The organism is Aquamicrobium soli, from assembly GCF_042646345.1.
In the GTDB taxonomy this organism is placed as follows: domain Bacteria; phylum Pseudomonadota; class Alphaproteobacteria; order Rhizobiales; family Rhizobiaceae; genus Mesorhizobium; species Mesorhizobium soli_A.
Window position 1 is genome coordinate 278,402 of sequence record NZ_JBHRTK010000012.1, and the last position, 26,289, is coordinate 304,690.

The following is a 26,289-nucleotide window of genomic DNA, read 5'->3' on the forward strand; positions in this document are numbered from 1 at the left end:
AGGTTTCGGCTGGATCCGGCGGCTGTCGCGATCCGGCAGCCACCGGAGGGAATCAATCAGGCCAGGAAACGCTCGCGGATCGCCTCACCCATCGCCGTGGTGCCGACCTCGGTCATGCCGGGCGACATGATGTCCCTGGTGCGCAGGCCGGCTTCCAGCGTGTCGGCAATGGCCTTCTCCAGCCGGTCGGCCTCCGCCACCATGTTGAAGGAATAGCGCAGGCACATGGCGAAGGAAGCGATCATGGCGATCGGGTTGGCGATGCCCTTGCCAGCGATGTCGGGAGCCGAACCATGCACCGGCTCGTAGAGGGCGCGGCGCTTGCCGGTCTTGGCGTCGGGAGCGGCCAGCGACGCCGAAGGCAGCATGCCGAGCGAGCCGGTCAGCATCGCCGCCACGTCGGAAAGCATGTCGCCGAACAGGTTGTCGGTGACGATGACATCGAACTGCTTGGGCCAGCGCACGAGCTGCATGCCGCCGGCGTCGGCCAGCATGTGGGTCAGCTCCACGTCGGAGTATTTGGCCTTGTGGGTCTGCGCCACCACTTCTTTCCACAGCACGCCCGACTTCATGACGTTGTTCTTTTCCATCGAGCAGACTTTGTTGGCGCGCGTGCGCGCCAGCTCGAAGGCGACGCCCGAGATGCGCTCGATCTCGAAAGTGTCGTAGACCTGCGTGTCGATGGCGCGCTTCTGGCCGTTGCCGAGGTCGATGATCTGCTTGGGCTCGCCGAAATAGACGCCGCCGGTCAGCTCGCGCACGATCAGGATGTCGAGCCCTTCGACGACTTCCGGCTTCAGCGAGGAGGAAGCGGCGAGCGCCGGATAGCAGATGGCGGGGCGCAGGTTGGCGAACAGTTCGAGGTCCTTGCGCAGCCTGAGCAGGCCGGCCTCGGGACGCACCTCATAGGGCACGCCGTCCCACTTCGGGCCGCCGACCGCCCCGAACAGCACCGCGTCTGCCGCCAGCGCCTTCTGCATGTCGGCTTCCGAAACGGCCTGGCCGTGGGCGTCATAGGCCGAGCCGCCGACCAGCCCTTCGTCGGTGGCGAAGTCGCTGTTCCATTTCTCGTTCATGGCGGCGATGATTTTTTTCACCTCGCCCATCGCCTCCGGGCCGATGCCGTCGCCGGGCAGGAGGAAAAGCTTCTTCGCAGCCATGAAATCACCCTTGGGAAAATGTCTCGATCCGCGGCCTTGCTAAACGTCGGGCAGGCGGCGTGCAAGATGGATCGGTAGAGCCAAGCGGCCAAACCGGCGGGGCGGGAGCGAATTTCTCGCGAAAAACGGCTCAGGTGGTTGCCGTGGCTTCCAGTCCGAGGGCGCGCAGGAAGTGATCGGCGTCGAAGTGGAAATTGCTGAACAGCACCGAGCCCTTCGGATCGATGAGGATGAACCACGGCGTGCCGCCGGTGCCATAATCCTCCATCAGGGTCGGATAGCCGCCGTCTTCGCGCAGCGGGTCATGGCCGAAGGGCAGCTTCAGACCGTAGCGTTGCTGCTCCTCGCGCAGGCGCTCGACCGTGTTCTCCTCGGCGCCCTCGAATACCGTCTGGATGACGGCGAAGCCGAAACCCTTGTCGCCCAGCGCATCGACCAGGCGCTGAAGCGTCGGGAAGCCGCTCGAATGGCAGCCGGAGCACCAGTGCTGGAAGCAGAAAAGAATCTTGTAGCCGGGACCGAGGTCGGCAAGCTTGAGCGGCGACAGCGGGTTTCCGTCGGGATCTATCCAGGTCGGCACCCGCAGTTCGGGTGCCTGATTGCCCACGATGCTCATGGCAGGGGCCTCCTTGATGGGAGCGGGCGCCGATCGGGGTGCCCGCTCGTTCGGTTTATGCCCGGCGGCTCAGGCGGCCGCCTCGGCGCGGCGCGGCGCGGCAGTTTCCAGCCGGGCCGCACGAAGTGGCAGGTGTAGCCGTCGGGAATGCGCTCCAGATAGTCCTGGTGCTCCGGCTCGGCTTCCCAGAAATCGCCGGCGGGCGCGACTTCCGTCACCACCTTGCCCGGCCACAGGCCAGAGGCGTCGACATCGGCGATGGTCTCCTCGGCAATCTTCTTCTGCTCGTCGTCGGCATAGAAGATCGCCGAGCGGTAGCTGGTGCCGCGGTCGTTGCCCTGGCGGTTCGGCGTGGTCGGATCGTGGATCTGGAAGAAGAATTCCAGAAGGGTGCGGTAGCTGGTCTTCTGCGGGTCGAAGACGATCTCGATCGCCTCGGCATGGGTGCCGTGGTTGCGGTAGGTGGCGTTCGGCACGTCGCCCCCGCTATAGCCGACGCGGGTCGAAATCACGCCGGGAAAGCGGCGGATCAGATCCTGCATGCCCCAGAAACAGCCACCGGCAAGAATGGCGCGTTGTTCGCTTATGATACTGCCTCCACCTGGTCGAGATAGGCCCCGTAGCCTTCCTTTTCCATGTCGGCGCGGGGAATGAAGCGCAGCGAGGCCGAGTTGATGCAATAGCGCAGGCCGCCGCGATCCGGCGGTCCATCGGGAAAGACGTGGCCGAGATGGCTGTCGCCATGGGCCGAACGCACCTCGGTGCGGACCATGCCGAAGGTGGTGTCCCTGAGTTCGTTGATATGGGCGGGCTCGATCGGCCGGGTGAAGCTCGGCCAGCCGCAATGCGAATCGAACTTGTCGGCGGAGGCGAACAGCGGCTCGCCGGAAACGACATCGACATAGATGCCGGGTTCCTTGTTGTGGAGATATTCGCCGGTGCCGGGCCGCTCGGTGCCGCTTTGCTGGGTGACGCGGTATTGCTCGGGCGTCAGGGCGGCAATGGCTTCCGCCGACTTGCGATAGTCAGGCATCACATCCTCCATGCGGAATTGGTTTGCTGCCCTAAGATGGTTATTCGCGGGCCGCTGTCCAAGATCGTCAGGGGAATATACGCCGCTTCGCCGCAAAGGGAACGGCCGGCTGTGCCCGCATCAGTCGCGGGGCGATGGCGCCGCAGCGGTACGCCGAAGCGCCGTCACCTCGATCTCGATCTTCATCCCGGGCCTGGCAAGGCCGCAGACGATCATGGTGGCGGCCGGGCGGATGTCGGCGAAATATTCGCCGACGATCGGGAAGACCTGATCCACGAAGGCGTCGTCGGTCACGTAATAGTGTACGCGCACCACGTCGCGCAGGTCGAAGCCGCCGTCCGCCAGCGCCCTGGCGATCGTCGCCATGCAATTGCGAGCCTGCGCCTCCACCGTCTCCGGCATCGTCATGGTGGCGTAGTCGTAGCCGGTCGTGCCCGCCACGAAACACCAGTCGCCCTGGACCACGGCGCGCGAGTAGCCCGCGACCTTTTCAAAGGGCGAACCGGTCGAGATCAGTCTTCGCATCGCGTGCCTTTCGCCGTCGGAAATTTATTGGGGCGGCGCCAGCGCCTTTTCCATCGCATCGCGCAGTTCCGCCGGCCATTCCTTCAGGTCTGGCCAGGCATCGGCGCCGCCGGCGCCCTGCTCGTCCTTCTGCTGCGCGAAATAGAGCTTCTTTTCCGCCGCATCGATGGCCATGAAGCCATCGCTGACGCCGCAGGCGTGCGGTACGCAGCCGGAGGCGTAAACGATGCCGGACGCCGTCTTTTCGGTGCCGCCGCCGACCAGAAGCGCCGTCGTCACGTCGCCGAGCTTGTCGCCCAGCAGCTTCTGCGCCGCCTGGTAGACGGCTTCGTTGTGGAAGGCGTCGATGATGTTGTCGTATTTCGACGGATCGATATCCGCCCATCCGGTTCCCGGATCAGCCATGTAGGTCAGCTCGCCGGCGAGCGCGAATCCCTGCTGCGGCGACCATGTCTTCACCTGTGCCGAGCCGCCCGGCTGCAGCCACGGCACGAAGTAGATCATGTCGTCGGTGAGGGCGGCCGGCGGCGCGCCGCAATCGTCCGCGCCGATGCTGGCGCTCTCGACGTCGCCGTTCTCCGGCTTCCACACCATGACCTTGGCCGGACCGCAGGCGTTGCCGCCGTCGCCGACGTCGAGCAGCGCGACATCGGTTCCGCCGACCTTGGCGATGCGGTCGAAATAGACGACGAAGTTGCTGGCCAGCGCCTTGCCGTCAAAGGACAGGGTCTTTTCGCCGTATTCTTCCGTCTGCGTGACGGTGAGCTGGCCGCCAGCGAAGGGGATCGGCTCCTGCTTGTCCTCTTCCTGGGCGACGGCCGCGCCGCACAGGACAGCCGACAGCACCGCCAGACCAGCCAGCCGTGAACCCAAGCGCATTTCGCTCCTCCGTCGCAGGCGGTGGAAAGATCAGGCCCAGGGGCGGCTGGCGGCGTTTTTGGCCTCGAAGCTGGCGATGGCCGGTGCCTTTTCCATGGTCAGGCCGATGTCGTCGAGGCCGTTCAGCAGGCAGTGGCGGCGGAAGGCGTCGAGGTCGAACTTGATTACGCCGCCGTCCGGGCCGCGGATTTCCATGGCCTCGAGGTCGACCGAGAGCGTGGCGTTGGAGCCGCGCGAGGCGTCGTCCATCAGCTTGTCGAGGTCCTCGTGGCTGACGGTGATCGGCAGGACGCCGTTCTTGAAGCAGTTGTTGTAGAAAATGTCGGCGAACGAGGTGGAGATCACGCAGCGGATGCCGAAGTCGAGCAGCGCCCACGGCGCGTGCTCGCGGCTCGAGCCGCAGCCGAAATTGTCGCCCGCGACCAGGATCTGCGCGTTGCGGTAGGCCGGCTTGTTGAGCACGAAATCCGGGTTCTCCGAGCCGTCCTCGTTGTAGCGCATCTCGGCGAACAGGCCCGTGCCGAGCCCGGTGCGCTTGATCGTCTTCAGGTAGTCCTTGGGGATGATCATGTCGGTGTCGACATTGACGATCGGCAGGGGCGCGGCGACGCCGGTGAGCTTGGTGAACTTGTCCATGACGGTTGCCCCATATCTCGGTTGCGGCAGATTGCTGGAGACGGTTTACACAAGGTCGCCGCCAAATAAAAGACGGCAAGGTCGCCGCAGCCGCCTTGCCGTCCTTGTTGCCGAGACCCTCAGGCCCTCGCCAGCGCCATGACGCCGGTTTGCGTGCCGGTCAGCCGGCGCGAGCGGCCATCGGCGCCGACCACCATCTGTACCCGCCGGCGCTCGGCCGAAAACAGCTTCGAGGTCGCCACGTCGACCGGCGGGTCGAAGGCGATGGTGACGCGCCACAGATCGGGCTTGATCGTCTCTTCGAGCCCGATGACCCGGCCCCGCGCCTCGCGGCCGTTGAACGTGCCGGAGACCGTCTCGCCGACGCCGAAAGGCGCGGCGATGCCGGTGTCCGCCGTCTCGGCCGGGGTGTCTTCGGCGGGCCGCGCGACGAGCGTGTTCCAGTCGCGGACGCCGTTCTGCCGGGCCACCAGTTCCAGCGCCTTGGCGTGGCTGATGGCGATGCCGTCGGCGGCGAGCGCCGCGCGCAGCCGCTTTGCGCTGGTCTTGTGGGCGCTGGTTCTGTGGGTAGCGCTCTCCCGGGTGCCGGGCGCAGTGGTTTTCGTAGGGATAGTGTGACCGATGGCCATGGCTTCGCTCCTTGCGAATGACGAACGGCTTTTGTCGAACGGGTGCCCGCATTGCCGTTTCGGCCGTCGCGTCGACAGGAACGAACGCTCATGGGAAGCTTCACCGGGCCTTGCGGCTGCGGGCGGCAGGGGCTTCCCGCCCTTGCCGCCGCCAGATAGGGGGCCGCGAGGGCAAGGTCAATGGGCTGCCGGGCGTCTGACGCCCGGCTGTGGCAGGCTTGCCTCAGATAACGTTCAGTTCGCGGAACGCGCGCCCTTCGGCGACGCGGCTATAATCGAAGGCCGTGCAGTCGATGGTCCGGTAAGCTCCGTGGACGATGAGTTCCGACAGCGCCTTGCCGACCGCCGGCGCCTGTTGCAGGCCGTGGCCGGAAAAACCGTTGGCGAAGATGAAGTTTTCCACCTCCGGGTGCGGGCCGATCACCGCGTTCTGGTCGAGCGTGTTGTAGTCGTAGTGCCCGGCCCAGGCGCGCGTCATCTTGATCGCCTCGAAGGCGGGGACGCGGGTGGCCAGCACCGGCCAGATGTCGTTTTCGAACAGGCCCCACTGCGGCTCGAAATCGGCCGGATCGGCGGCCTGCTCGCCGTCCTCGATCTCGGCGCCGCCGGTGATGTAGACCGACCCTTCCGGCCGCCACCAGACGCCGCCCGGATCGACGGTCAGCGGCATGTCGTCGAAGCGGTCGCGCGATTCGAACACGAAGACGGTGCGCTTGCGCGGCTCGACCGGCAGCGCCAATCTCGCCATTTTCGCCACAACGCCGGCATTCGGTCCGGCCGCGTTGACGACAAGGCCGGTTTCCAGCGTCTCGCCATTGTCGAGCATGACCCCGGTGACGCGGTTGCCCTCGCGCCTTATGTCCGCGACCGAGGCGGTGATCAGGTCGACGGCCATCGTACGCAGCGCCTTGCGGAACAGGTGCAGATAGGCGTGGGCGTCGAACCAGCCTTCGCCGCTGCGCCCATAGGTGCCGGCAGTGAGGCCTTCGGTCGACAGCCAGGCAAAGCGGCGGGCGAGCGTGGCGGCATCCTCCAGCACGATGTCGGCGCCCTCGGCGACCTGCGCCGCGTGGTTGGCCGCAAGCACCGGCAGCCCCTCGTCGCTGGCCAGGATCAGGTAGCCGCCTTCGCGGAAGCCGATGTCGGCATCGGCGCCGAATTCATCCTTCAGCCGGCGGAACAGGCCCAGCGTATATTGCGACAGGCGGATGTTCTCGGGAATGGAGAATTGCTGGCGGATCGAGGCGGCCGACAACGTGGTGGCCGAGTGGGTGAATTGCGGGTCGCGTTCGACGAGCGCGATGGAGCCGGCAAAGCCCTCCTTGCGCAGGTGATAGGCGAGCGAGGAGCCGACGATCGCCCCGCCGATGATCACGATGTCGTAGTGTGGCATGTCGTTCGTTCCGTGGCTTGATTCGTAGAGATGACAGCTTTCGCCGCCCTGCCGCAAGGTCTTGCAAGGGCCAGCGTTGCCGGGCAAGAAGACCAGATGAGCGAAACATCCTATCGTCCGCGCCGCTCGGTGCTCTATGTGCCCGCCGTCAACGACAAGGCGCTGGCCAAGATCGCCTCGCTTGCCTGCGACGCCGTCGTCATCGACCTGGAGGACTCGGTCGCCCCTACCGAAAAGGTCGCCGGTCGCGCAAAGCTCAGGAATATCCTCGCCAACCGCCCCGGGCGCGCGATCGAGATGGTGGTGCGCATCAATGCGCTGTCCAGCGAATGGGGGCGCGACGATCTTCTGGCGGCAGCGGCATGCGAGCCCGACGGCATCCTTCTGCCCAAGGTCGATACGGCGCGCGACGTGCTGGAAGCGGGCGACGCGCTGGACGAGGCCGCCGCGCCGGAGGTGCTGAAGCTGTGGGCGATGGTGGAGACGCCGAAGGCGATGCTCAATCTCGGCGCGATCGCCGAACTGGGGCGCGATCCCGCCTCGCGGCTTGCCTGTTTCGTGGCCGGAACGAACGATTTGGTCAAGGAAACCGGCGTTCTGGCGACGCCCGACCGACGCTACCTGATGCCCTGGCTGATGCAGATGGTGCTGGCGGCGCGAGCCGGAGGGCTCGACCTGCTCGACGGCGTCTACAACGATTTCCGCGATGCGGAAGGCTTCGCCCATGAATGCGCCGAGGCGGCCGCGATGGGCTTCGACGGCAAGACGCTGATCCATCCGGCGCAGATCGAGGCGGCCAATGCGGCGTTCTCGCCGTCGGCGGCAGCCCTTGCCGAGGCGCGGGCCATCCGCGATGCCTTCGCCCTTGCCGAGAATGCCGGCAAGGGCGTGATCGCGCTCAACGGAAAAATGGTCGAACGGCTGCACCTGGAGCAGGCGAAAAAATTGCTGGCGAAGGCGACCGTCGTCGGGGCATGATGGCCCACCTTCATCACGGGGCAGACCCATGCGCCTTTACCGTTTCCTCACCGCCATCGACGACGCCACCTTCTGCCACAAGGTGACGGCGGCGCTGAACAAGGGCTGGCATCTCTACGGCTCGCCGACCTATGCGTATGACGAGAACGAAAAGATCATGCGCTGCGGCCAGGCCGTGGTGAAGGATGTCGAAGGCGAGGAATACGAAGCCGGCAAGACCAAGCTCAGCGACTGGTAGGGCGGTCCGGCCTTATTCGGCCTCCTCCTCGAGCTTTTCCATGTCGTCGTCCGACAGGCCGAAATGGTGGCCGATCTCGTGGATCAGCACATGGGTGACGATATCGCCCAGCGTTTCCTCGTTCTCGGCCCAGTAGTCCAGCATCGCGCGGCGATAGAGCGTGATGCGGTTCGGCCCCTCGCCGGTCTGCGGATTCCAGCGCTCGGCGATGCCACGCCCCTCGAACAGGCCGAGCAGGTCGAAGGGCGTCTCCAGCGACAGGTCGTCCATGATCTCATCGGTGGGAAATTCCGCGACCTGGATGACGATCTCGCCGGTCAGCTTGCGGAATTCGTCCGGCAGATGCGCATAGGTCTCCATGGCCAGGAACTCGATCTCCTCCAGCGAGGGTGAGAGTTCGTCGTGCCAGGTGCGGGTCTTATAGATGCGGGCCATTCGGTTTCCTTTGTCGGGCGCATATAGGCTTTTGCGCCGGAATCGGCAAATGGCGACGGCGTGAGCACCTGCGCCGGAAGCGGGAGAGGAATAAATTCTTTTCTGTTCCGCTTGACTCTCGGGCCGGGCTCTGGAATCCATAAGAACATAACAGGAACAACTTTGCTGGAAACCGAACCGTCATGGCTAAAGGCGCCGTGGCGCGGGCAACTGTTTTTGCCTTGCGCCACCAGATCGCACGGATCGAAGGGACGCTGCCCGAGCGCCTGGAAAATCCCCTTGCCGCTGGCGCAGGCCGCCGGCAGGGCAGCGATGCGCTGGCGACCGGGATCGATGGTCTCGACGCGGCGCTGGGCGGCGGCCTGCCCAAGGCGGCGCTGATCGAGATTCACGGCGCCGGAACCCGCGATGCCGGCGCGGTCACGGGGTTCGGGCTGGCGCTCGCCGCTCTCCTGGCTGCGGATTCGGGCTCGGCGGGGGCTCCGGTCCTGTGGGTCGGCACGGCGGAGCTTTTCCACGAAGCCGGCTTTCCCGATGCGGCGGGGCTTTGGAAGACTTTCGGGATCGAGCCGCAGGCCCTGCTGCTCTGCACGACGAACAAGACCGCCGATGCGCTGTGGATCGCCGAGGAGGCGGCGCGGCTGGCGACGCCGGCGGCGGTCGTTGTGGAAATGCGCGGCAATCCGCGGCAACTCGATCTCACCGCCACCCGGCGGCTGCACACGCGGGCGCGCGATAGCGGCCGGCCGCTGCTTTTGCTGCGGCAGGCGGCGGTGGCTGAACCGACGGCCGCACCGGTGCGCCTCGTCGTCAGCCCGTCGCCGTCGGCACTGCGCGAGACGATGGCCGGGCCGCTCGCGGGATCGATCGGCCGCCCCGCTTTCACGGTGGCTGTCGACAAGGGCAGCCATGCAGGACCTCGACAATTCACACTGGAGTGGAACCGCGATGAACGCAGATTCGAAGAACAGCGACGGGACGAGCGGGCAAAGAATCCTCTCCCTGTGGTTTCCGTACCTCGCCACGGAGCGGATATTGCGGCAGCGCCTGGGAAGGTGCTGGCGTTCGGACGGGGCCGCGGATCGCGCGCCGCTGGTGATCAGCCGGCTCGACAGGAACAGCCGCTTGATCGCGGCCCTCGACGAGCGGGCTGAGGCGCTCGGCCTCAAGCGCGGCATGGGCGTTGCCGATGCGCGCGCCATGTATCCGGCGATCGACGTCGTCGAAGCCGATCCCCAGGCCGAGCGGCGGCTGCTCGAAGGGCTTGCCGACTGGTGCGACCGCTATACGCCGCTGGTGGCGCTGGATGGCGCCGACGGCCTTTTCCTCGACATCACCGGTTGCGTCCATCTTTTCGGCGGGGAGGAGGCAATACTGGCCGAGATGGTAACGCGGTTTCTCCACCAGGGTTTTTGCGCGCGCGCCGGCATTGCCTCCACGGTCGGGGCGGCCTGGGCGGCGGCGCGGTTTTACAGCGGCCGCTCCGTCGCCGCCGGCGGGGAGGAAGAATTTCTTGCGCCATTGCCGCTGGCGGCCCTTCGCCTGGAACCCGGCGTGCGCGACCGCCTGGAGAGCGTCGGCCTGCGCACCATGGGTGCCGTCATGGCGATGCCGCGCGCGCCGCTTGCCCGCCGCTTCGGCGCGCCGCTGCTTGCCCGCCTCGACCAGGCGCTCGGCCGTTTCGACGAAGCGGTCTCGCCACGCCGGCCGGCGGCGGCGCTGTCGGTCGAGCGGCATCTGCCCGAACCGGTAGCGCGGGCCGACGATGTCGAGCACCTTACGAAAAGCCTGGCGCAGGCGTTGAGACCGGATCTCGAACGGCGCGGCGAGGGCGCCCGCTCGCTCCATCTCGTGCTGTTTCGCGTCGACGGCGCCGTCAGCCGCATTGCCGTCGGCACGTCGCGGCCGTTGCGCGACCCGGTGCTGATCCAGAAACTGTTCCATGAGCGCCTTGTCGCCATCAGGCAGGAGTTAGATGCCGGTTTCGGCTTCGATCTCGTGCGCCTGTCGGTGCTGGCCGCAGCGCCTTTTTCCCTGCAGCAGACCGACCTGGCCGGGGATACGGGCGGGGAAGGCGCGGATCTGGAGCAGTTTGCGGACCGCGTGCGGGCGCGGTTGGGGGAAAGTGCCGTGCTGAGGTCCCTCCCCGTGGCAAGCCACCTGCCGGAACGCGCCGCCCGCCTGGTGCCCTTCGCGCAGGCTGCGCGGGAACGTCTGAAGGCCGCTTCGTCCCTTGCCCTTTCCGAGCGGCCGATCCGCCTTTTGCGCCCGCCCGAGCCCGTCGAGGTGCCGGTGACCGAATTGCCGGAGGGGCCGCCCCTGCGCTTCCGCTGGCGGCGCGCCGTCTACAGCGTCAGGCGGGCCGAAGGGCCGGAGCGCATCGGCTGCGAGTGGTGGCAGGAAAATCACTTCATTCCCAGAAAGGAGAACGAGAAGGAGGAGGCCTACGAAAGCCGCCGTCTGAGACTCATCGCGGAGAGGACGGTCTCTTCAGCCCGTGACTATTTCCGCGTCGAGGACAGCGAGGGGCGCCGCTACTGGCTTTACCGGCAGGGGCTTTACGGGGCCGCGAAAGTGCCGCCGCGCTGGTTCATGCACGGGTTCTTCGCATGACACCCGAACCGCCCTGCAACACGCCGGAGGAACCGCGCTATATCGAGTTCGGGGTGCAGTCGAATTTCTCCTTCCTGCGCGGCGCCTCGCGCCCGGAGGAACTGGTGGTGGCCGCCTGCGCGCTCGGCCATGCCGGCATGGGTCTTGCCGACCGCAACAGCGTGGCCGGCGTGGTCCGCGCCTGGAGCCAGTCGGGGCACATTCGCGTCGAGAACGAGGAAGAGCCGGAGAAATCCTTCGGTCCTGTCCACCTGCCCTATCATCCGGGCTGCCGCCTCGTCTTCGGCGACGGCACGCCGGATGTGCTCGCCTATCCGCGCGACCGCGAGGGTTGGGGGCATCTGTGCCGCCTGCTGACGCAGGCCAATCTGCGCGAGGAGACGGAAAAAGGCGCCACCCTGCTGCGCCAGGCCGATCTCCTCGAATGGGGCGATCGGCTGTCGCTGGCGGTCCTGCCGGATGTGTCGCCGAACGCGCCAGACCAGATGGACCTGCTTCGCCGGTTCAAGGACCGTTTCGGCAGCGCGCTGCGGCTGGCCGTGGCGCCGCTTTATCAGGGCGACGACCGCTTCCGCATCGAGCAGGCGGCGGCCATGGCGGAAGTGCTCCGCCTGCCGCTGATGGCGAGCAACGACGTTCTCTACCATGCCGCCGACCGCCGGCCGCTTCAGGACGTGCTGACGGCGATCCGCCTCAACGTGCCGGTGGCCGAGGCCGGGTTCCGGCTTGCCGCCAATGCCGAGCGCCATCTGAAGCCGCCGGCGGAGATGGCACGGCTGTTTCGCGCTTATCCGCAGGCGATCGCGGAAACGACGCGTTTCGCAGAGGAGCTTTCCTTCTCGCTCTCGCAACTGAAGCACAATTATCCGGATGAGCCGACGCGGGACGGCGCTACCCCGCAGCAGGAACTCGAGCGCCTGGCGCAGGAAGGGGCGGCGGAAAAATATCCCGGGGGCGTGCCGGCGTCGGTGTCGCAGCGTATCCGGGAAGAATTGGCGCTCATCGACCGCATGGGCTATGCGCGCTACTTCCTCACGGTCCACGACATCGTCCGCTTCGCGCGCAGCCGGGGCATCTTGTGCCAGGGACGCGGCTCGGCGGCCAATTCCGTGGTCTGCTTCTGCATCGGCATCACGCCTGTCGGGCCGGACAAGATAGACACGCTGTTCGAGCGCTTCATCTCGGTCGAGCGCAACGAGCCTCCCGATATCGATGTCGACTTCGAACATGACAGACGCGACGAGGTCATCGAATATATCTACGAAAAATACCAGCAAAAGCACACGGCGCTGGCCGCGGCCGTCACCAGCTACCGGGGGCGCTCCGCCTTGCGCGAGGTGGCCAAGGCGATGGGCCTGTCGGAGGACGTGCGCAGCGCGCTTTCCGGCTCCATCTGGGGCTGGTGGTCGTCGAAACTCGGCAAGAAGGAAGCGAGCGCCGGCGGCCTCGATGAAGCCGACCCCCTGGCGAGGCGGGTGATCGATCTTTCCAACGAGATACTGGGGTTTCCGCGCCACCTCACGCAGCATGTCGGCGGCTTCGTCATCACCCGGGACCGGCTGGACGAGATCGTGCCCATCATCAAGACGGCGATGGACGAGCGCAAGATGGTCGAGTGGGACAAGGACGACCTGGACGCCGTCGGCCTGCTCAAGGTGGACGTGCTGGCGCTCGGCATGCTGTCGTGCATTCGCCGCGCCTTCGGTCTGCTCGAGCGGCATTATCCCGAGGCGCGCGATGCTCACGGCCGGCCCTACACCCTTGCCACCCTGCCGGAGGAGCGGCTCGAAGTCTACGCCATGATCTGCCGGGCCGATACGCTTGGCGTGTTCCAGATCGAATCGCGCGCACAGATGTCGATGCTGCCGCGCCTGCGGCCAGAAAAATTCTACGACCTCGTCATCGAGGTGGCGATCGTGCGGCCCGGCCCGATCCAGGGCGACATGGTGCATCCCTACCTGCGGCGGCGAATGGGCAAGGAGAAGCTCGACTATCAGAGCCCGGTATTGGAACAGATTCTTTACAAGACGCTCGGCATCCCCCTGTTTCAGGAACAGGCGATGAAGATCGCCATCGAGGCCGCCGGCTTCCCGCCCGGCAAGGCCGACCAGTTACGCCGCTCGATGGCCACGTTCCGGCGCAACGGCACGATTGACGGCCACCGGCAGGATTTCATCGAGGGCATGGTCAAGAACGGCTATGAGCGGGATTTCGCCGAACGCTGCTTCCGGCAGATCGAGGGTTTTGGCGATTACGGCTTTCCCGAAAGCCACGCCGCCTCCTTCGCGCTGCTGGTCTATGCGTCGTGCTGGTTCAAGACGTTTTATCCCGATGTCTTCTGTGCCGCGATCCTCAATTCCCAGCCGATGGGCTTTTACGCCCCCGCGCAACTGGTGCGCGATGCCCGCGACCACGGCATCGAAATCCGCGAGGTCGACGTGAATGTCTCGGTGTGGGATTGCACGCTGGAGGCGGCTCCCTTCGACCCAGGCAGGATCATCGGGCGCCATGCCTCCATGCGCGGCGTGATCAAAAGCCGCCATGCCGTGCGCCTGGGCTTTCGCCAGGTTAAGGGGCTGTCGGAAGACCGCATCGCCCTTTTCGTGGAAAGACGCGGGGACGGCTACGTGTCGGTGCGCGATGTGTGGCTGCGCTCCGGCCTCGATGCCGGGGAGATCGAGAAACTGGCCGAGGCGGACGCCTTTCGCTCGCTCGGCCTCGACCGCCGTCAGGCTCTGTGGGCTGTGCGGGCGCTCGGCGGCAGGAGCGCGGCCGAAAAACTGCCCTTGTTCGACCGGCCGGGCATTCGCCTTCGCGACCTGGAACCGGCAGCGGTGCTGCCGTCGATGCCGCTCGGCGAGCATGTCGTCCACGACTATCGTTCGCTCGGCCTGTCGCTCAAGGCACATCCGGTCGGCTTCCTGCGCGCCCGGCTCGATCGCCATGGCGTCATACCGAACGCCCACTTGCCGTCGGTGAAGGACGGCCGGCGCGTGCGCGTCGCCGGCCTGGTGCTGGTGCGCCAGCGCCCCGGCAAGGGCAACGCCATCTTTCTCACGCTGGAGGACGAGAAGGCGATCGCCAACGTCATTTTCTGGCCGCGTGTGTTCGAGCGCTTCCGGCCGGTCGTCATGGGGGCGAGACTGGTCTGCGTTTCCGGCAAGCTGCAATCGGAATCGGATGTCATCCACATCGTTGCCGACACGATCGAAGATCTGACGCCGTGGCTGGCGGCGCTGCGCGAGGAGGCCGGGTCGGCTGACCAGGACGCAGGCGAGCCCTTGCCGCCGCGCGATAGCGCCGTGCTGGCGGAAGAAACGCGCAAGGTCATGCCCAAGGGCCGCAATTTCCAATAAAGGGCTGCGGCTTCCGGATGGCGCGGCGGATGGCGCCTACCGGCCCGGACCCTTCTGTGGCGAAGGATCGTCGATGGCGATGGCGCGCGCTTCCGAGGGCAGCATGATCGGGATGCCGTCGCGCACCGGATAGGCGAGCTTGGCCAGGCGCGATACCAGTTCGCCCCGCTCCGGGTCCCAGGAAAGCGGCCCTTTGGTCAGCGGGCAGGCCAGCAACTCCAGCAGCTTCGGGTCCACCGGCGTTTTCCTGCCGCTGCGTTCGTCCATCGCCATCGGTCGTTCTCCCTGTACGGGTCGCGGCGAAGCCGGCCCCTATTGAAGGCTCGATCCGGAGTCGTCGTTGCTGCGCACCATCGCCATTTCGGTAATGGCGATCAGCGTCTCGGCGCGGGCCTTGAGGTCGGCGGCTTCCAGCAGGGCCTGCTTTTCCGCCGGCCCGAAGGGCGCCATCATCGACAGCGCATTGACCAGCATCGCGTTGTCGGCACGGCTGATGCCTTCCCAGTCCGCTTCCAGTTCGTTGGCCTTGAGATAGGCCCGCAGCGCCTTGAGCAAGGCCGGCCGGTCGACGTCCTCCCCGAGTTCCTCGTCGAGGTCGGCCAAAAACGGCACGATCTGGCATTGCCGGAACGGTGTCTTGACGGAAAGCTCATGGGCGACGCGGAAGCGGCAGACGCCCTGAAGCGAGATCAGGTAGCGGCCGTCGCCGGTTTCGGCAAAAGAGGTCACCCGGCCGATGCAGCCGACGTCGCAGAGCGCCGGCACGCCGTTGTCGTCGGCCGATCCGTCGAGACTGGGCTGGATCATGCCGATCAGGCGCGTGCCGGCGATCGCGTCGTCCAGCATCTCCAGGTAGCGCGGCTCGAAAATGTTGAGCGGCAGCCGGGTGCCGGGCAGCAACAGCACCGCCGGAAGCGGAAACACAGGCAGCACGGAAGGCAGGTCCCTCTTGCGGCGATAATGCGCGTTCCCCGCCTGCATGGCGTATCTCCCGTTGCCTCCTGAGATCGTTCGCGCCGCGCTGCCGTGCAGCGGCGCTGCCCCTTTATCTGGCGTGGCGGCGCCCGCCAGCAAGCCCTCGCGCCGTGTTCCGCCCTATGAAAACAGCAGCGACGACAATTTGCGCCGCGCCGAAAGCGTCGCCTCGTCCGCCATGCCCCATGCCTCGAAGAACTGCAGCAACTGCGTGCGCGCGGCGTCGTCGCGCCAGCTGCGGTCGGCCTTGATGATGGCCAGCAGGTTGTCGGCCGCCGCCATGCGTTCGCCGCGTGCGCTCTGGATCATGGCAAGGTCGAAGCGGGCCTCATGGTCCTTGGGATCGGCGGCCAGCCGGCGCTCGAATTCCTCGGGATTGCCGAGATCGGCGGCCTGGGCCGCCAGCGCCATCCTGGCCCGCAGGGCGGCAAGCGCCGGCGCGTCCTTGCCGGTTTCGGGCACCTGCCCCAGCAGGGCTTCCGCGCCCTCGACATCGCCTTCGTCGAAGGCCATGCCGGCCAGCGCGACCAGGGCCTCCACCGTTTCCGGGGCCCGTTCCAATATGGCGTGATAGATGTCTGCGGCCGTCTGCGTGTCGCCGGCGCCAAGCGCCTCGGCGGCTGCCGCCAGCGCCTCCGCGACCTGCGCCTGGCCGTCCTCCTGGCCGCCGCCGATCTTGTCCAGGAAGGCGTTGATCTGGCTTTCGGGGATCGCGCCCATGAAGCCGTCGACCGGTTGGCCGTCCTTGAAGGCGATGACAGCGGGGATGGACTGGATGCCGAGCTGGCCGGCGATCGAGGGATGCTCGTCGATGTTCATCTTGACCAACTTGACCCGCCCGCCCGCGGCCTGGACGGCCTTTTCAAGCACCGGGCCGAGCTGCTTGCAGGGCCCGCACCACGGCGCCCAGAAATCCACCAGCACCGGCTGGCGGCGCGATTCCTGGATCACGTCGGCGGCAAAGCCCGCCGTGGTCGTGTCCTTGATGAGATCGGCCGGGGCCGCCTTCGTACCGGCGGCGTCGGCAGCTCCGTAGCTGACGCTGGTGGCGTACTGGCCGCTCATTCCGCCGAACGGGTTGTCGTTGCTCATGTCTTGTCCTTTCGCTCACGCGGCGGTCGCGATTTGCCTTCGCCCCGATTTGGCCTGTTCTGCGGTTTGCACCACCATGTGGCGATCAGGCCGATACTTTCAAGATAACAGGCTCGTGCCCCGTCGCCCTGGCGAAACGAACGAGATCGGCGGCCGCGATCGAGGTCGTCGCCTCGTTGGTCAGCGGGTGGGCGTTGATGACCTCGTTCTCCATCAGGGCGGCGTCGAGGACGAGGGTAACCCGATGGGCGGTGTCGTTGATCAGGCCGAAGACGGTGACCGCGCCCGGCACGACGCCCAAAAACTCCATCAGCATCTCCGGCTTGCCGAAGGAGACGCGGCTGGAGGCGCCGATCAGGTGATGGATCTGCTTGAGGTCGACGACCGCCTCCTCGTCGACGGTGACCAGAAAGAAGCGGTCCTTCTTGTCCTTGAGGAACAGGTTCTTGGTGTGACCGCCGGCGATCTCGCCGCGCAGCGCCTGCGAATCGGCGACCGTGAACAGCGGCGGGTGGCGCCGCGTCTCCACGCTGATGCCGAGATCGGCGAGAAAAGCGAAAAGTTCCGTCTCGGTCCTGGGCAAGGGGCACCTGTCATTTCAAGTTTTGGCATGCTGTTTATGGCCGAACCGGCGGCCGTGACAAGGGCCGGCGCCTTGCGCCAGGCGCGCTGGAACGATTTCGGCAATGCCGGCAGGCGGCTTCGGGCGGGGAAAACGGATTCGTCGTCACGATTGTTTCGCCGGTGCGATTTCCCTGTTGCAATCGTAAAACTCTTCAGCCATATAGGCGCGGCTTGCGGCGAGAGCCGCGCGAGCGGGTGTAGCTCAGGGGTAGAGCACAACCTTGCCAAGGTTGGGGTCGAGGGTTCGAATCCCTTCGCCCGCTCCAAGTAACCTCACCGAAAAGCCGCGGGAAACCGCGGCTTTCGTGTTTTCTGGCCAGTTGAAATCGCAAGGCGCGCAAGCGGGCCGGAAAGGCCCGGTTACACGCGCGTTACCATTTTACGGAATCGACGGAGCGTGAAATCGCGGCGGCGGCGGGGTGCGCGGCGGTTCAGCGAAGTTCGTCACGCTCACCATCGATTCGATTGACGAAACCACGAAGCTGTGTTCGCTTTCCAAGCTGGGGGAGCAAATATGGCCTACAGGAAGCTGCCGCTAGCATCGTTGATCGTAAATCCAGCTAATGATCGACATGGTGAGCTTGAGAACGAAACGGCCGCGATCGCGCAGCTCTTTGCCGCGCAAGAGCAGCATATGCGCAATCTTGCCAAGGACCTTGTCTCAAAGGGCGAGATCTTCGAGCCGCCGCTCGTCTTTCCCTCAGGCGACAAATATATTGTCGCCGACGGCAATCGCCGCACCACCTGCCTCAAGTTGCTGGCCGCGCCGCGCCGTGCGCCGACAGTCGAGCTTCAGAAATTCTTTGCCGACTGCCGCAAGAACTGGCAAGGCACCTTTCCCGACAAGATCGAATGCCGGATAGAGAGCAACCGTGATCGAGTCGACGACATTCTGTTTCGGCGCCACACCGGTGTGCAGGGCGGCATTGGCCAGAGCACTTGGAACGACCGGATGAAGGCCAACTTCGTCATCCGCACCGGCAAGAGCAGCGGCCTCAACGTCGCCGACGAGATCGAGAAGCGGCTGAAGGAGGCGAAGCTGCTGCCGGTGCGTAAGATACCGCGCTCCAATCTCAACCGCTTACTCTCAGCGGAGTCGCTGCGAAATCGGCTCGGCATCTCGGTACGAAAGGGCAAGCTCGAAATCATACGTGACGAGGCGGGAACGCTGGCCGCGCTGCAGCGGGTGGCGAACGATCTTGCGGACCGCATCATTACCCTGGACAATATCTGGGATACCGAATCCAAGCTTGCCTATATCGACGCACTTGAGGCCGAAGGCATGCTGCCGAAGGCCGCGCGCAAACCGCAGCCAAAGACGCTGGCCGCGCCTGCTCCCGCGCCGCCTCAATCTCGCCCGGCGCCGCCGCGTCCACCGGCTTGGCCGCATCTGATCCCCGACGTTAGCTACGGCGTCACTTGGCCGGCTCATCTTCAGCGGCATCGGGCGATCTGGGAGGAACTGCAGTACAAGCTCGAACTCGGCGAGACACCCAACGCAGTATCGGTGCTGCTGCGTGTGCTGCTTGAGCTATCGATCGACAATTATGTGAAGCGCCGTCAGCTCACAGGGGCGTTGGAAATCGACAAGCTGGCAGTCAAGGCTGGCAAGGTCGCCGCCGATCTCCATGCCACGGGTAAGATCGACAAGAAGTATCTCGGCGCGATTACCAAACTCAAGCAAGGCGAGGAAATCGTCTCGCTCGACACCCTCAATCGCTATGTCCACTCGCCCAACTTCAGCGTGTCCCCCGACCATTTGAAGATGCTCTGGGCGACGCTCGCCGACTTCATCGTACTCTGCCTTGAGGCGTGACGCGCAGATGAGGCTGAATGTCGGCCGCGCACAAAAACGCGTCAGCTGAATTTAAACTTCAAGAGTGCCTGCTTTGCACCTCAATCCACCAGCGCACTGAGCAGTTTGCAGGCGCGAGCCGACTGATCCTCATTTATCGGGATAGCTGCGTCTGAATTTTCGAGAGCTGACGCGTCCGCGCGTTGTCGCTGGTCACTACCAAGCCGACGCCGAAGAATGCCACCTCAGGCACTTCAAGCACCTCGGACGATTTCTCCACCGTGGCAAAGGATGGTGCGGCGATCCCGCGTTCGATCTTGCTGATCATTTCCGAAGACGTTCGACCTTCTCGGTAAGCTGGCCTTGCGTGAGATGCTTCGCCTTTCGATCGGCTGGCATCAATATGCCAGAGATATCGCCGATTATCGCACGTAAGCAGCACTATCCACTGGCTGGCGTTGGCGCTGTTGTGGCCGCCTGCCCCGCGCCCATCCCAGCGCTTCCCCTCGTTGCCTTTCGACAAAGAGCCGTTTCGGCAAATGGCCTAAGCGTTCCGCCAAAGCCCCATGCCGTGACAAGGAGATCTCGATGTTCGACAGAGGCACAAGCAAAGCAGGTTGGCGGGAGGGATCAGGCCTCTCGCGGTTCGCGGAGGAACCGACAGCCGGCAAGGTGAGGCGCGGCTCGTGGGTCGTGGCGCTGGCGGCGGTGCTGGGGCTGTTTGTGGCCCCGGCATTCGCGCAGGAGCACCACCAGCACGGGGCTGCGGCGCAGCCCGCGCAGGCCGAGGCGACCGTCGCGCAGGCGGACAACGCCACGGCGGAGACGCCGGCCGACAAAGAGGCGGCCAAGGCGGCGCCGTCCACCAGCTACCATACCCCCACCACGTTCACGCTGCGCACGGGCATCGCCGGCGGGCGCATGGTCTATATCGGCGTCGGCGGCGACATCGACGGCAAGGTCAATCCCACCCTCATGGTGCATGAGGGTGAACTGGTGCAGGTCAACCTGATCAACGGCGAGGGCGCCGAGCATGACGTCGTCATCGACCAATATGCCGCGCGCTCCTCGATCGTGGTCGGCAAGAACGCTTCGTCGACGTTCTCCTTCACCGCTTCCAAGGTCGGCGAGTTCGCCTATTTCTGCTCCATCGCCGGGCATCGGCAGGCGGGCATGGAAGGGTTGATCCAGGTGATGGCCGGCCCGCGCGAAACGATGTCGAGCGAAGGCGCCGACATCGTGCGCGATCCCGCCGACCTACCCGGCCCGATCGGCCAGCGCATGCCGCAGGTGGTCCGCGTCGACCTCGAGACGGTGGAACTGGTCGGCAAGCTCGACGACGGCAGCACCTACACCTACTGGACGTTCAACTCCAAGGTGCCGGGGCCGTTGGTGCGCGTGCGCGTCGGCGATACCGTCGAGGTGCACCTGAAGAACGCCTCCGACAGCGTCATGGCGCATTCGGTGGATTTTCATGCGGCGACCGGCCCCGGCGGCGGCGCGCATGCCACGCAGACCGATCCGGGGAACGCGACGGTGGTCACCTTCAAGGCGCTGAAGCCCGGCATCTATGTCTATCACTGCGCGACGCCGAGCGTGGCCCACCACATCACCAGCGGCATGTACGGCCTCATCCTGGTCGAGCCGGAAGGCGGCCTGCCGCAAGTCGACCGCGAGTTCTACGTCATGCAGGGCGAGCTCTACACGGTCGAACCGTTCGGCTCGCAGGGCGAGATGGAGATGGACTACGACAAGCTGATCTCGGAGCGGCCGGAATACTTCGTGTTCAACGGCGCGGTCGGCTCGCTGACCAAGTCGCACCCGCTCTACGCCAATGCCGGCGAGACGGTACGCATCTTCTTCGGCGTCGGCGGCCCGAACTTCACCTCGTCCGTCCATGTCATCGGCGAGATTTTCGACAGCGTCTACTCGATGGGCAGCGTGATTTCGCCGCCGGTCAACGGCGTGCAGACGGTGACGGTGCCTCCCGGCGGCGCGACCATCGTCGACTTCAAGGTCGATCGCGGCGGCAGCTACGTGCTGGTCGACCACGCCCTGTCGCGCGCCGAGCGTGGCCTTGCCGGCTACCTCGTCGTCGACGGCCCGGAAAACGACAACGTCATGCATTCCGGGCCGGCCAGCGAGATGCCTGAGTAAAGGCAGGGCTAGCGACCGCCCGAAGGCCGGGACCCGGAAACGGGTTCCGGCCTTTGTACTTGATGGTCTTAGTGCTGCTCAGAGAACCGGCGCGCGATGTCGAGGAAGGCGTGCATGGTCTTGCCGTGGCTGCGCTCAGCCAGGCACACCAGCGCCTCGTCCATCAGCATGGGCGGGCCGTCGATGGCGATCTTGGCCAGGCGCGAATCGTTGCCGAACTCGGCCTCCGAGACGAAGCCGATGCCGGCGCCGGCGGCGACGATCTCGCGCACCGCCTCGCGCCCCTCCGCCTCGATCGCCGGCTTCAGTTCGATGCCGGCGGCGGCCGCCCCCTCTTCCAGCTTCTTGCGGGTCCGCGACCCGCGCTCGCGCATCACCAGCGGCAGTTCGGCGAGGTCGGCGAAGGAGAGCAGCTTGCGCCGGGCCACCGGATGGTCGGCGGCGGAAAAGGCGATGATGGGCGAGGAGTTCAGCCGGATCACGTCGAAATCGCGGCTCGTGGGCACGTCGCCCAGCACGCCGATGTCGGCGTCGTAGCTGTACAGGCTTTCCACCACCGTCTCGGTGTTGCCGGCGCGGATGGACACCTTCACGCCGGGATATTTCTGCCGGAACTCGCCCATGATGTGCAGCACGTGGTGGGCGGCGTCGGCGATGATGCGCAGCGTGCCGGCGCGCAGCGCCCGCGATTCGGAAAGCAGTTCCAGCGCCTGGCTCTCGGTGTCGAACATGCGCAGCGTGATCGCCAGCAGCTTTTCGCCGGCCGGCGTCAGCGTCACCTGCTTGCGCTGCCGGTTGAATAAGAGAATGTCATATTCTTCCTCCAGCTTGCGCACCTGGTCGGAAATCGCCGGCTGGGTCAGGAACAGTTCTTCGGCCGCGCGGGAAAAGCCGCCCGAGATAGCGACATAGTGAAAAGCCCGAAGCTGCACGTAGCGCATGGGCGTTCCTCCGCCGGTTGGCCCGGCCCGCCGAGGGCGGGACAGGCATGGTTGCTTGCGCCGCCAGGGCATTCCGGCGGCTCAGGGAATTCATGTATCTGGAAAATCTATCGATGGATACAAAATAACGATTTCACGAATACATTTGCCGGAGCGATAAGGACAGGCAACGGTTTCACGCGGAGAACGGATCATGGCGGGCGATATGTCGACCTCAGCTTCGGAAGGTTTTGAACCGCCGGCCCTCGGCGAGCCCTATCTGCTGACGCCGGGCCCGCTCACCACCGCCTATTCCGTCAAGCAGGCCATGCTGCGCGACTGGGGTTCCTGGGACGCGGATTTCCGCACCATGACGGCCGACCTGCGCCGCGGGCTGCTCGCCCTCATCGGCGATGCCAGGGGCGAATATGACTGCGTGCCGCTGCAGGGCAGCGGTTCCTATTGCGTCGAGGCGATGCTGGGCTCGTTCGTGCCCAGGGACGGCAAGGTGCTGGTGCTGGCCAACGGCGCCTATGGCCTGCGCGCCGCGCAGACGATGAAATATCTCGGCCGCGCCCACACGCTGATCGACAAGGGCGACTACCTGCCGCCGCGCGGCGACGAGGTGGGTGCTGCGCTCGACGCCGATCCGTCGATCACCCATGTGCTCGCCATTCATTGCGAGACGAGTTCGGGCATCCTCAACCCGGTCGCCGAGATTTCGCAGGCGACCTATGCGCGCGGGCGCAAGCTCCTGGTCGATTCCATGAGCGCTTTCGGCGCGGTGCCGCTGGAAGTCGGCCAGATCCGCTACGAGGCGATGGTTTCCTCGGCCAACAAATGCATCGAGGGCGTGCCGGGCTTCGGCTTCGTCATCGCCAAGAAGAGCGAGCTGGAAGCCGCCAAGGGCAACAGCCATTCGCTCGCCCTCGACGTGCATGCGCAGTGGGCAACGATGGAAAAGACCGGCCAGTGGCGCTTCACGCCGCCCACGCATGTGGTGGCCGCCTTCCTGGCGGCGCTGAAGATGCATGCGGCCGAAGGCGGCGTGCCTGCCCGTGGAGCACGCTACGCGAAGAACCGCGACGTCATGGTGGACGGCATGCGCAAGCTCGGCTTCGAGACGCTGTTGTCCGACCGCTGGCTGTCGCCGATCATCGTCACCTTCTTCTGCCCGGCGCACGAGAAATTCGTGTTCTCCCGCTTCTACGAGCTGATGAAGGACAAGGGCTTCATCATCTATCCGGGCAAGCTCACCGTGGTGGATAGTTTCCGCGTCGGCTGCATCGGCCGCATGGACGAGCATGTCATGCGCCGCGTGGTGGAGGCCGCCGCCGCCTCGCTCGCCGAAATGGGGGTCGACACCGCCGCCCCGCCCGCCTCGGCGATCGCCGAACGCGCAAAGCTCGCCGCCTGAGGCGGACCAGTCAACCAAAGGACCCACCAGCCATGAACCAGATGTCTCCCGTCACCGTTTCCGTCAATGGACGCGACTATGCCTGGCCGCGGGTGTCGGCGATCGCGATCTGCCTGGACGGCTGCGAGCCGGCCTATCTCGACGAGGCGATCAAAGCGGGGCTGATGCCGGCGCTGGTGAAGATCAGGGAGAAGGGTACGGTGCGCTTCGCCCATTCGGTGATCCCGTCCTTCACCAACCCCAACAACCTGTCGATCGCTACCGGCCGGCCCCCGGCCGTGCACGGCATCTGCGGCAACTACCTCTACGACCGCGAGACCGGCGAAGAGGTGATGATGAACGACCCGCGTTTCCTGCGCGCGCCGACCGTGTTCCAGGGCTTTTACGACGCCGGCGCGAAGGTGGCCGTCGTCACCGCCAAGGACAAGCTGCGCGCCCTGCTCGGCAAGGGCCTGAAGTTCCACGACGGGCGGGCGCTGTGCTTCTCGGCGGAGAAGTCCGACACCACGACCAAGGCCGAGCACGGCATCGACAACGCCTCGAAGCATTTCGGCCTGGCCGTGCCGGAAGTCTATTCGGCCGAACTGTCGGAATTCGTGTTCGCCGCCGGCGTGCAGCTCTTGAAGGAGTTCAAGCCCGACGTCATGTACCTGACCACGACCGACTATGTGCAGCACAAATACGCGCCGGGCGTGCCCCAGGCCAACGCCTTCTACGAGATGTTCGACAAATATCTCGCCCAGCTCGACGCGCTTGGCGCGGCCGTTGTGGTCACCGCCGACCACGGCATGAAGCCCAAGCATCACGAGGACGGCTCGCCGAACGTGGTCTATGTGCAGGACATTCTCGACGAGTGGCTCGGCAAGGATGCCGCCCGCGTCATCCTGCCGATCACCGACCCCTATGTCGTGCATCACGGCGCGCTGGGTTCGTTCGCCACCGCCTACCTGCCGAAGGGCGCCGACCAGGCCGATATCATGGCCCGGCTCGCCAAGGTGCCCGGCATCATGCTGGTGGTCGACAACGCCACCGCCTGCGAGCGCTTCGAACTGCCGTCCGACCGCATCGGCGACATCGTCATGATCTCCACCGAGAACAAGACCATCGGCACCAGCGAGCACCGCCACAACCTCGCGGCGCTGAACGAGCCGCTGCGCTCGCATGGCGGCCTGACCGAGCAGCGGGTGCCGTTCATCGTCAACCGGGTGATGCCCGACCTGCCCGACGCGCCGAGCTTGCGCAACTTCGACGCCTTCTACTACGCCGTGATGGCGGCGGCGCAGCCGAACTGAGGACAGGGCGATGACCAAGGCAGAAACCTCGATAACAGTGCGCCACGAGCCGATGCGCATCGCCGGCAGGAAAGTCGATGCCGACGGCGTCGTCGAGGTGCGCTATCCGTGGAACGACACGGTGATCGGCACCGTGCCGGCGGGCGGCGCCGAGCACGCCCGCGAGGCGTTCCGCATCGCCGCAAGCTACCAGCCGAAGCTGACGCGCTACGAGCGGCAGAAGATCCTGCTTCGGACGGCGGAAATCCTCAATTCCCGCAAGGAGGAGATTTCCGACCTGGTGACGCTGGAACTCGGCATCTCCAAGCAGGATTCGCTCTACGAGGTCGGCCGCGCCTTCGACGTGTTCACGCTGACCGGGCAGATGTGCCTCATCGACGACGGTGAGATCTTTTCCTGCGACCTCACCCCGCACGGCAAGCAGCGCAAGATCTTCACCACCCGCGAGCCGCTGACCGCGATCTCGGCGATCACGCCGTTCAACCATCCGCTCAACATGGTCTCGCACAAGGTGGCGCCGGCGATCGCCACCAACAACTGCATCGTGGTGAAGCCGACCGAGCTGACGCCGATGACGGCACTGGTGCTGGCCGACATCCTCTACGAGGCGGGGCTGCCGCCGGAAATGCTGTCGGTGGTCACCGGCTGGCCGAAGGACATCGGCGAGGAGATGATCACCAATCCGAACATCGACCTCATCACCTTCACCGGCGGCGTGCCGGTCGGCAAGATGATCGCGTCGAAGGCCGGCTACAAGCGCCAGGTGCTGGAGCTCGGCGGCAACGACCCGCTGATCATCCTCAACGATTTGTCCGACGACGATCTCGCCAAAGCGGCCGATCTGGCGGTGGCCGGCGCGACGAAGAACTCCGGCCAGCGCTGCACGGCGGTCAAGCGCATCCTCGTCCAGGAAAGCGTCGCCGACCGCTTCGTGCCGCTGGTGCTGGAGCGGGCGAAGAAGCTGCGCTTCGGCGACCCGATGGACCGCTCGACCGACCTCGGCACCGTCGTCCACGAGAAGGCTGCGACGCTGTTCGAAGCAAGAGTCCACATGGCGGCGGAGGCGGGGGCCGACGTGCTCTACAATCCCGGCCGGCAGGGCGCGCTGTTGCCGCCGATCGTGGTCGATCGCGTGCCGCACAAGTCGGAACTGGTGATGGAGGAGACGTTTGGGCCGATCGTGCCGATCGTGCGCGCGCCCGACGACGACGATGCGCTGATCGCCCTGTCGAACTCGACCGCCTTCGGCCTGTCGTCGGGCGTGTGCACCAACGACTATCGCCGCATGCAGAAATACATCGCCGGCCTGAAAGTAGGCACGGTCAACATCTGGGAAGTGCCGGGCTACCGCATCGAGATGAGCCCCTTCGGCGGCATCAAGGATTCGGGCAACGGCTACAAGGAGGGCGTCATCGAGGCGATGAAGTCCTATACCAACGTCAAGACTTTCTCCCTGCCCTGGTGACCGGCGCTGGCCGGAACCGGGCGACTTGACTGCTGGCGGCGGGCCGCGTCCCGCCTCCGGT

The 26,289-nt window shown here is 65.7% G+C and carries 26 protein-coding genes and 1 tRNA gene; 11 read left to right on the plus strand and 16 right to left on the minus strand.

Annotation, left to right across the window (positions count from 1 at the left end; all coding sequences use genetic code 11):
* Positions 1-56: 56 nt before the first annotated feature.
* The 9 genes from leuB to ACFOHJ_RS10905 all read right to left on the minus strand — a co-directional run bounded on the left by leuB (position 57) and on the right by ACFOHJ_RS10905 (position 6,871).
* Entirely contained in the window at positions 57-1,160 is a 1,104-nt protein-coding gene (gene leuB, locus ACFOHJ_RS10865; protein WP_378220524.1) for a 3-isopropylmalate dehydrogenase, read from the minus strand.
* Between the two features lie 130 nt (positions 1,161-1,290).
* On the minus strand, positions 1,291-1,776 hold the full coding sequence (locus ACFOHJ_RS10870) for a peroxiredoxin family protein (RefSeq protein ID WP_378220525.1): 486 nt from the start codon (positions 1,774-1,776) through the stop codon (positions 1,291-1,293).
* The gene (msrA, locus tag ACFOHJ_RS10875; protein WP_378221531.1) at positions 1,773-2,363 is read right to left on the minus strand and encodes a peptide-methionine (S)-S-oxide reductase MsrA; all 591 of its coding nucleotides are present in this window, start codon (positions 2,361-2,363) and stop codon (positions 1,773-1,775) included. Before msrA ends, ACFOHJ_RS10870 begins: the two co-directional genes overlap by 4 nt.
* Entirely contained in the window at positions 2,360-2,809 is a 450-nt protein-coding gene (gene msrB / locus ACFOHJ_RS10880) for a peptide-methionine (R)-S-oxide reductase MsrB (RefSeq protein ID WP_378220526.1), read from the minus strand. The genes msrA and msrB overlap by 4 nt, the downstream gene beginning before the upstream one ends.
* Before the next feature lie 120 nt (positions 2,810-2,929).
* Positions 2,930-3,334, minus strand: coding sequence for a RidA family protein (locus tag ACFOHJ_RS10885; protein ID WP_378220527.1), 405 nt, complete (start codon positions 3,332-3,334; stop codon positions 2,930-2,932).
* A gap of 24 nt (positions 3,335-3,358) precedes the next feature.
* Positions 3,359-4,213, minus strand: coding sequence for a hypothetical protein (locus tag ACFOHJ_RS10890; protein WP_378220528.1), 855 nt, complete (start codon positions 4,211-4,213; stop codon positions 3,359-3,361).
* 30 nt (positions 4,214-4,243) lie between these two features.
* Positions 4,244-4,849 carry a 3-isopropylmalate dehydratase small subunit gene (gene leuD / locus ACFOHJ_RS10895; RefSeq protein WP_378220529.1) on the minus strand — a complete coding sequence of 202 codons (606 nt, stop codon included), beginning with the start codon at positions 4,847-4,849 and terminating at the stop codon, positions 4,244-4,246.
* Positions 4,850-4,968: 119 nt separating this feature from the next.
* Complete coding sequence (locus tag ACFOHJ_RS10900; protein WP_378220530.1) at positions 4,969-5,478, minus strand: glyoxalase superfamily protein; 510 nt, start codon at positions 5,476-5,478, stop codon at positions 4,969-4,971.
* 223 nt (positions 5,479-5,701) lie between these two features.
* Positions 5,702-6,871 carry an NAD(P)/FAD-dependent oxidoreductase gene (locus tag ACFOHJ_RS10905; RefSeq protein WP_378220531.1) on the minus strand — a complete coding sequence of 390 codons (1,170 nt, stop codon included), beginning with the start codon at positions 6,869-6,871 and terminating at the stop codon, positions 5,702-5,704.
* A gap of 96 nt (positions 6,872-6,967) precedes the next feature.
* On the opposite strand from ACFOHJ_RS10905, the gene ACFOHJ_RS10910 reads away from it, so the two are divergent.
* Positions 6,968-7,849, plus strand: a complete 882-nt coding sequence (locus tag ACFOHJ_RS10910) for an HpcH/HpaI aldolase/citrate lyase family protein (protein WP_378220532.1) — start codon at positions 6,968-6,970, stop codon at positions 7,847-7,849.
* Positions 7,850-7,877: 28 nt separating this feature from the next.
* The gene (locus ACFOHJ_RS10915; protein WP_378220533.1) at positions 7,878-8,087 is read left to right on the plus strand and encodes a DUF1737 domain-containing protein; all 210 of its coding nucleotides are present in this window, start codon (positions 7,878-7,880) and stop codon (positions 8,085-8,087) included.
* Positions 8,088-8,099: 12 nt separating this feature from the next.
* Here ACFOHJ_RS10915 and ACFOHJ_RS10920 read toward each other — a convergent pair whose 3' ends face one another.
* On the minus strand, positions 8,100-8,522 hold the full coding sequence (locus ACFOHJ_RS10920) for a metallopeptidase family protein (protein ID WP_378220534.1): 423 nt from the start codon (positions 8,520-8,522) through the stop codon (positions 8,100-8,102).
* 182 nt (positions 8,523-8,704) lie between these two features.
* Here ACFOHJ_RS10920 and ACFOHJ_RS10925 point away from each other — a divergent pair, with 182 nt between their 5' ends.
* The 3 genes from ACFOHJ_RS10925 to ACFOHJ_RS10935 are packed head-to-tail and all read left to right on the plus strand — an operon-like array spanning position 8,705 to position 14,491.
* Positions 8,705-9,676, plus strand: a complete 972-nt coding sequence (locus ACFOHJ_RS10925; protein WP_378220535.1) for an ImuA family protein — start codon at positions 8,705-8,707, stop codon at positions 9,674-9,676.
* Positions 9,618-11,135: a Y-family DNA polymerase gene (locus ACFOHJ_RS10930; RefSeq protein ID WP_378220536.1), complete on the plus strand. Its 1,518-nt coding sequence runs from the start codon at positions 9,618-9,620 to the stop codon at positions 11,133-11,135. The genes ACFOHJ_RS10925 and ACFOHJ_RS10930 overlap by 59 nt, the downstream gene beginning before the upstream one ends.
* Positions 11,132-14,491 carry an error-prone DNA polymerase gene (locus ACFOHJ_RS10935; protein WP_378220537.1) on the plus strand — a complete coding sequence of 1,120 codons (3,360 nt, stop codon included), beginning with the start codon at positions 11,132-11,134 and terminating at the stop codon, positions 14,489-14,491. Before ACFOHJ_RS10930 ends, ACFOHJ_RS10935 begins: the two co-directional genes overlap by 4 nt.
* Before the next feature lie 36 nt (positions 14,492-14,527).
* On the opposite strand, the gene ACFOHJ_RS10940 is transcribed toward ACFOHJ_RS10935, so the two are convergent.
* The 4 genes from ACFOHJ_RS10940 to ACFOHJ_RS10955 all read right to left on the minus strand — a co-directional run bounded on the left by ACFOHJ_RS10940 (position 14,528) and on the right by ACFOHJ_RS10955 (position 17,141).
* Positions 14,528-14,764 carry a Trm112 family protein gene (locus tag ACFOHJ_RS10940; RefSeq protein WP_378220538.1) on the minus strand — a complete coding sequence of 79 codons (237 nt, stop codon included), beginning with the start codon at positions 14,762-14,764 and terminating at the stop codon, positions 14,528-14,530.
* A 39-nt stretch (positions 14,765-14,803) separates the two neighbouring features.
* Entirely contained in the window at positions 14,804-15,472 is a 669-nt protein-coding gene (locus ACFOHJ_RS10945; RefSeq protein WP_378220539.1) for an LON peptidase substrate-binding domain-containing protein, read from the minus strand.
* Positions 15,473-15,586: 114 nt separating this feature from the next.
* Positions 15,587-16,558 (minus strand): thioredoxin, encoded by a 972-nt coding sequence (gene trxA, locus ACFOHJ_RS10950; RefSeq protein ID WP_378220540.1) that lies wholly within the window; start codon positions 16,556-16,558, stop codon positions 15,587-15,589.
* An 85-nt stretch (positions 16,559-16,643) separates the two neighbouring features.
* Positions 16,644-17,141, minus strand: coding sequence for a prolyl-tRNA synthetase associated domain-containing protein (locus ACFOHJ_RS10955; protein ID WP_378220541.1), 498 nt, complete (start codon positions 17,139-17,141; stop codon positions 16,644-16,646).
* Between the two features lie 232 nt (positions 17,142-17,373).
* On the opposite strand from ACFOHJ_RS10955, the gene ACFOHJ_RS10960 reads away from it, so the two are divergent.
* Together ACFOHJ_RS10960 and ACFOHJ_RS10965 are read left to right on the plus strand one after the other, a co-directional pair.
* Positions 17,374-17,448: transfer RNA gene (locus ACFOHJ_RS10960), tRNA-Gly, on the plus strand.
* A gap of 248 nt (positions 17,449-17,696) precedes the next feature.
* Positions 17,697-18,998, plus strand: coding sequence for a hypothetical protein (locus ACFOHJ_RS10965; RefSeq protein WP_378220542.1), 1,302 nt, complete (start codon positions 17,697-17,699; stop codon positions 18,996-18,998).
* 133 nt (positions 18,999-19,131) lie between these two features.
* Here the strand turns inward: ACFOHJ_RS10965 and ACFOHJ_RS10970 are convergent, their stop codons facing one another.
* A complete protein-coding gene (locus tag ACFOHJ_RS10970; RefSeq protein ID WP_378220543.1) occupies positions 19,132-19,305 on the minus strand; it encodes a hypothetical protein in 174 nt (57 codons plus the stop codon).
* Positions 19,306-19,565: 260 nt separating this feature from the next.
* Here ACFOHJ_RS10970 and nirK point away from each other — a divergent pair, with 260 nt between their 5' ends.
* On the plus strand, positions 19,566-21,134 hold the full coding sequence (nirK, locus tag ACFOHJ_RS10975) for a copper-containing nitrite reductase (RefSeq protein ID WP_378220544.1): 1,569 nt from the start codon (positions 19,566-19,568) through the stop codon (positions 21,132-21,134).
* 68 nt (positions 21,135-21,202) lie between these two features.
* On the opposite strand, the gene ACFOHJ_RS10980 is transcribed toward nirK, so the two are convergent.
* Positions 21,203-22,075, minus strand: coding sequence for a LysR substrate-binding domain-containing protein (locus ACFOHJ_RS10980; protein ID WP_378220545.1), 873 nt, complete (start codon positions 22,073-22,075; stop codon positions 21,203-21,205).
* A gap of 193 nt (positions 22,076-22,268) precedes the next feature.
* Between ACFOHJ_RS10980 and ACFOHJ_RS10985 the strand changes: the two genes are divergently transcribed.
* Genes ACFOHJ_RS10985 through phnY form a run of 3 tightly spaced genes read left to right on the plus strand, consistent with a single transcriptional unit; the run spans position 22,269 to position 26,228 of the window.
* Complete coding sequence (locus ACFOHJ_RS10985) at positions 22,269-23,471, plus strand: 2-aminoethylphosphonate--pyruvate transaminase (RefSeq protein ID WP_378220546.1); 1,203 nt, start codon at positions 22,269-22,271, stop codon at positions 23,469-23,471.
* Between the two features lie 32 nt (positions 23,472-23,503).
* Positions 23,504-24,763: a phosphonoacetate hydrolase gene (gene phnA, locus ACFOHJ_RS10990; protein WP_378220547.1), complete on the plus strand. Its 1,260-nt coding sequence runs from the start codon at positions 23,504-23,506 to the stop codon at positions 24,761-24,763.
* 10 nt (positions 24,764-24,773) lie between these two features.
* The gene (phnY, locus tag ACFOHJ_RS10995; protein ID WP_378220548.1) at positions 24,774-26,228 is read left to right on the plus strand and encodes a phosphonoacetaldehyde dehydrogenase; all 1,455 of its coding nucleotides are present in this window, start codon (positions 24,774-24,776) and stop codon (positions 26,226-26,228) included.
* Positions 26,229-26,289 lie beyond the last annotated feature (61 nt).

Excerpts from the sequence above, each read along its gene's own strand:
- ACFOHJ_RS10905 (WP_378220531.1), bottom strand. The coding sequence starts at position 6,871 with ATGCCACACTACGACATCGTGATCATCGGCGGGGCGATCGTCGGCTCC.
- ACFOHJ_RS10870 (WP_378220525.1), bottom strand. The coding sequence starts at position 1,776 with ATGAGCATCGTGGGCAATCAGGCACCCGAACTGCGGGTGCCGACCTGG.
- ACFOHJ_RS10920 (WP_378220534.1), bottom strand. The coding sequence starts at position 8,522 with ATGGCCCGCATCTATAAGACCCGCACCTGGCACGACGAACTCTCACCC.
- leuD (WP_378220529.1), bottom strand. The coding sequence starts at position 4,849 with ATGGACAAGTTCACCAAGCTCACCGGCGTCGCCGCGCCCCTGCCGATC.
- ACFOHJ_RS10980 (WP_378220545.1), bottom strand. The coding sequence starts at position 22,075 with ATGCGCTACGTGCAGCTTCGGGCTTTTCACTATGTCGCTATCTCGGGC.
- ACFOHJ_RS10890 (WP_378220528.1), bottom strand. The coding sequence starts at position 4,213 with ATGCGCTTGGGTTCACGGCTGGCTGGTCTGGCGGTGCTGTCGGCTGTC.
- ACFOHJ_RS10945 (WP_378220539.1), bottom strand. The coding sequence starts at position 15,472 with ATGCAGGCGGGGAACGCGCATTATCGCCGCAAGAGGGACCTGCCTTCC.
- ACFOHJ_RS10985 (WP_378220546.1), top strand. The coding sequence starts at position 22,269 with ATGGCGGGCGATATGTCGACCTCAGCTTCGGAAGGTTTTGAACCGCCG.
- ACFOHJ_RS10910 (WP_378220532.1), top strand. The coding sequence starts at position 6,968 with ATGAGCGAAACATCCTATCGTCCGCGCCGCTCGGTGCTCTATGTGCCC.
- ACFOHJ_RS10885 (WP_378220527.1), bottom strand. The coding sequence starts at position 3,334 with ATGCGAAGACTGATCTCGACCGGTTCGCCCTTTGAAAAGGTCGCGGGC.
- ACFOHJ_RS10940 (WP_378220538.1), bottom strand. The coding sequence starts at position 14,764 with ATGGCGATGGACGAACGCAGCGGCAGGAAAACGCCGGTGGACCCGAAG.
- nirK (WP_378220544.1), top strand. The coding sequence starts at position 19,566 with ATGTTCGACAGAGGCACAAGCAAAGCAGGTTGGCGGGAGGGATCAGGC.
- ACFOHJ_RS10900 (WP_378220530.1), bottom strand. The coding sequence starts at position 5,478 with ATGGCCATCGGTCACACTATCCCTACGAAAACCACTGCGCCCGGCACC.
- ACFOHJ_RS10925 (WP_378220535.1), top strand. The coding sequence starts at position 8,705 with ATGGCTAAAGGCGCCGTGGCGCGGGCAACTGTTTTTGCCTTGCGCCAC.
- ACFOHJ_RS10915 (WP_378220533.1), top strand. The coding sequence starts at position 7,878 with ATGCGCCTTTACCGTTTCCTCACCGCCATCGACGACGCCACCTTCTGC.
- ACFOHJ_RS10935 (WP_378220537.1), top strand. The coding sequence starts at position 11,132 with ATGACACCCGAACCGCCCTGCAACACGCCGGAGGAACCGCGCTATATC.
- phnA (WP_378220547.1), top strand. The coding sequence starts at position 23,504 with ATGAACCAGATGTCTCCCGTCACCGTTTCCGTCAATGGACGCGACTAT.
- leuB (WP_378220524.1), bottom strand. The coding sequence starts at position 1,160 with ATGGCTGCGAAGAAGCTTTTCCTCCTGCCCGGCGACGGCATCGGCCCG.
- phnY (WP_378220548.1), top strand. The coding sequence starts at position 24,774 with ATGACCAAGGCAGAAACCTCGATAACAGTGCGCCACGAGCCGATGCGC.
- msrB (WP_378220526.1), bottom strand. The coding sequence starts at position 2,809 with ATGCCTGACTATCGCAAGTCGGCGGAAGCCATTGCCGCCCTGACGCCC.
- trxA (WP_378220540.1), bottom strand. The coding sequence starts at position 16,558 with ATGAGCAACGACAACCCGTTCGGCGGAATGAGCGGCCAGTACGCCACC.
- ACFOHJ_RS10965 (WP_378220542.1), top strand. The coding sequence starts at position 17,697 with ATGGCCTACAGGAAGCTGCCGCTAGCATCGTTGATCGTAAATCCAGCT.
- ACFOHJ_RS10970 (WP_378220543.1), bottom strand. The coding sequence starts at position 19,305 with ATGATCAGCAAGATCGAACGCGGGATCGCCGCACCATCCTTTGCCACG.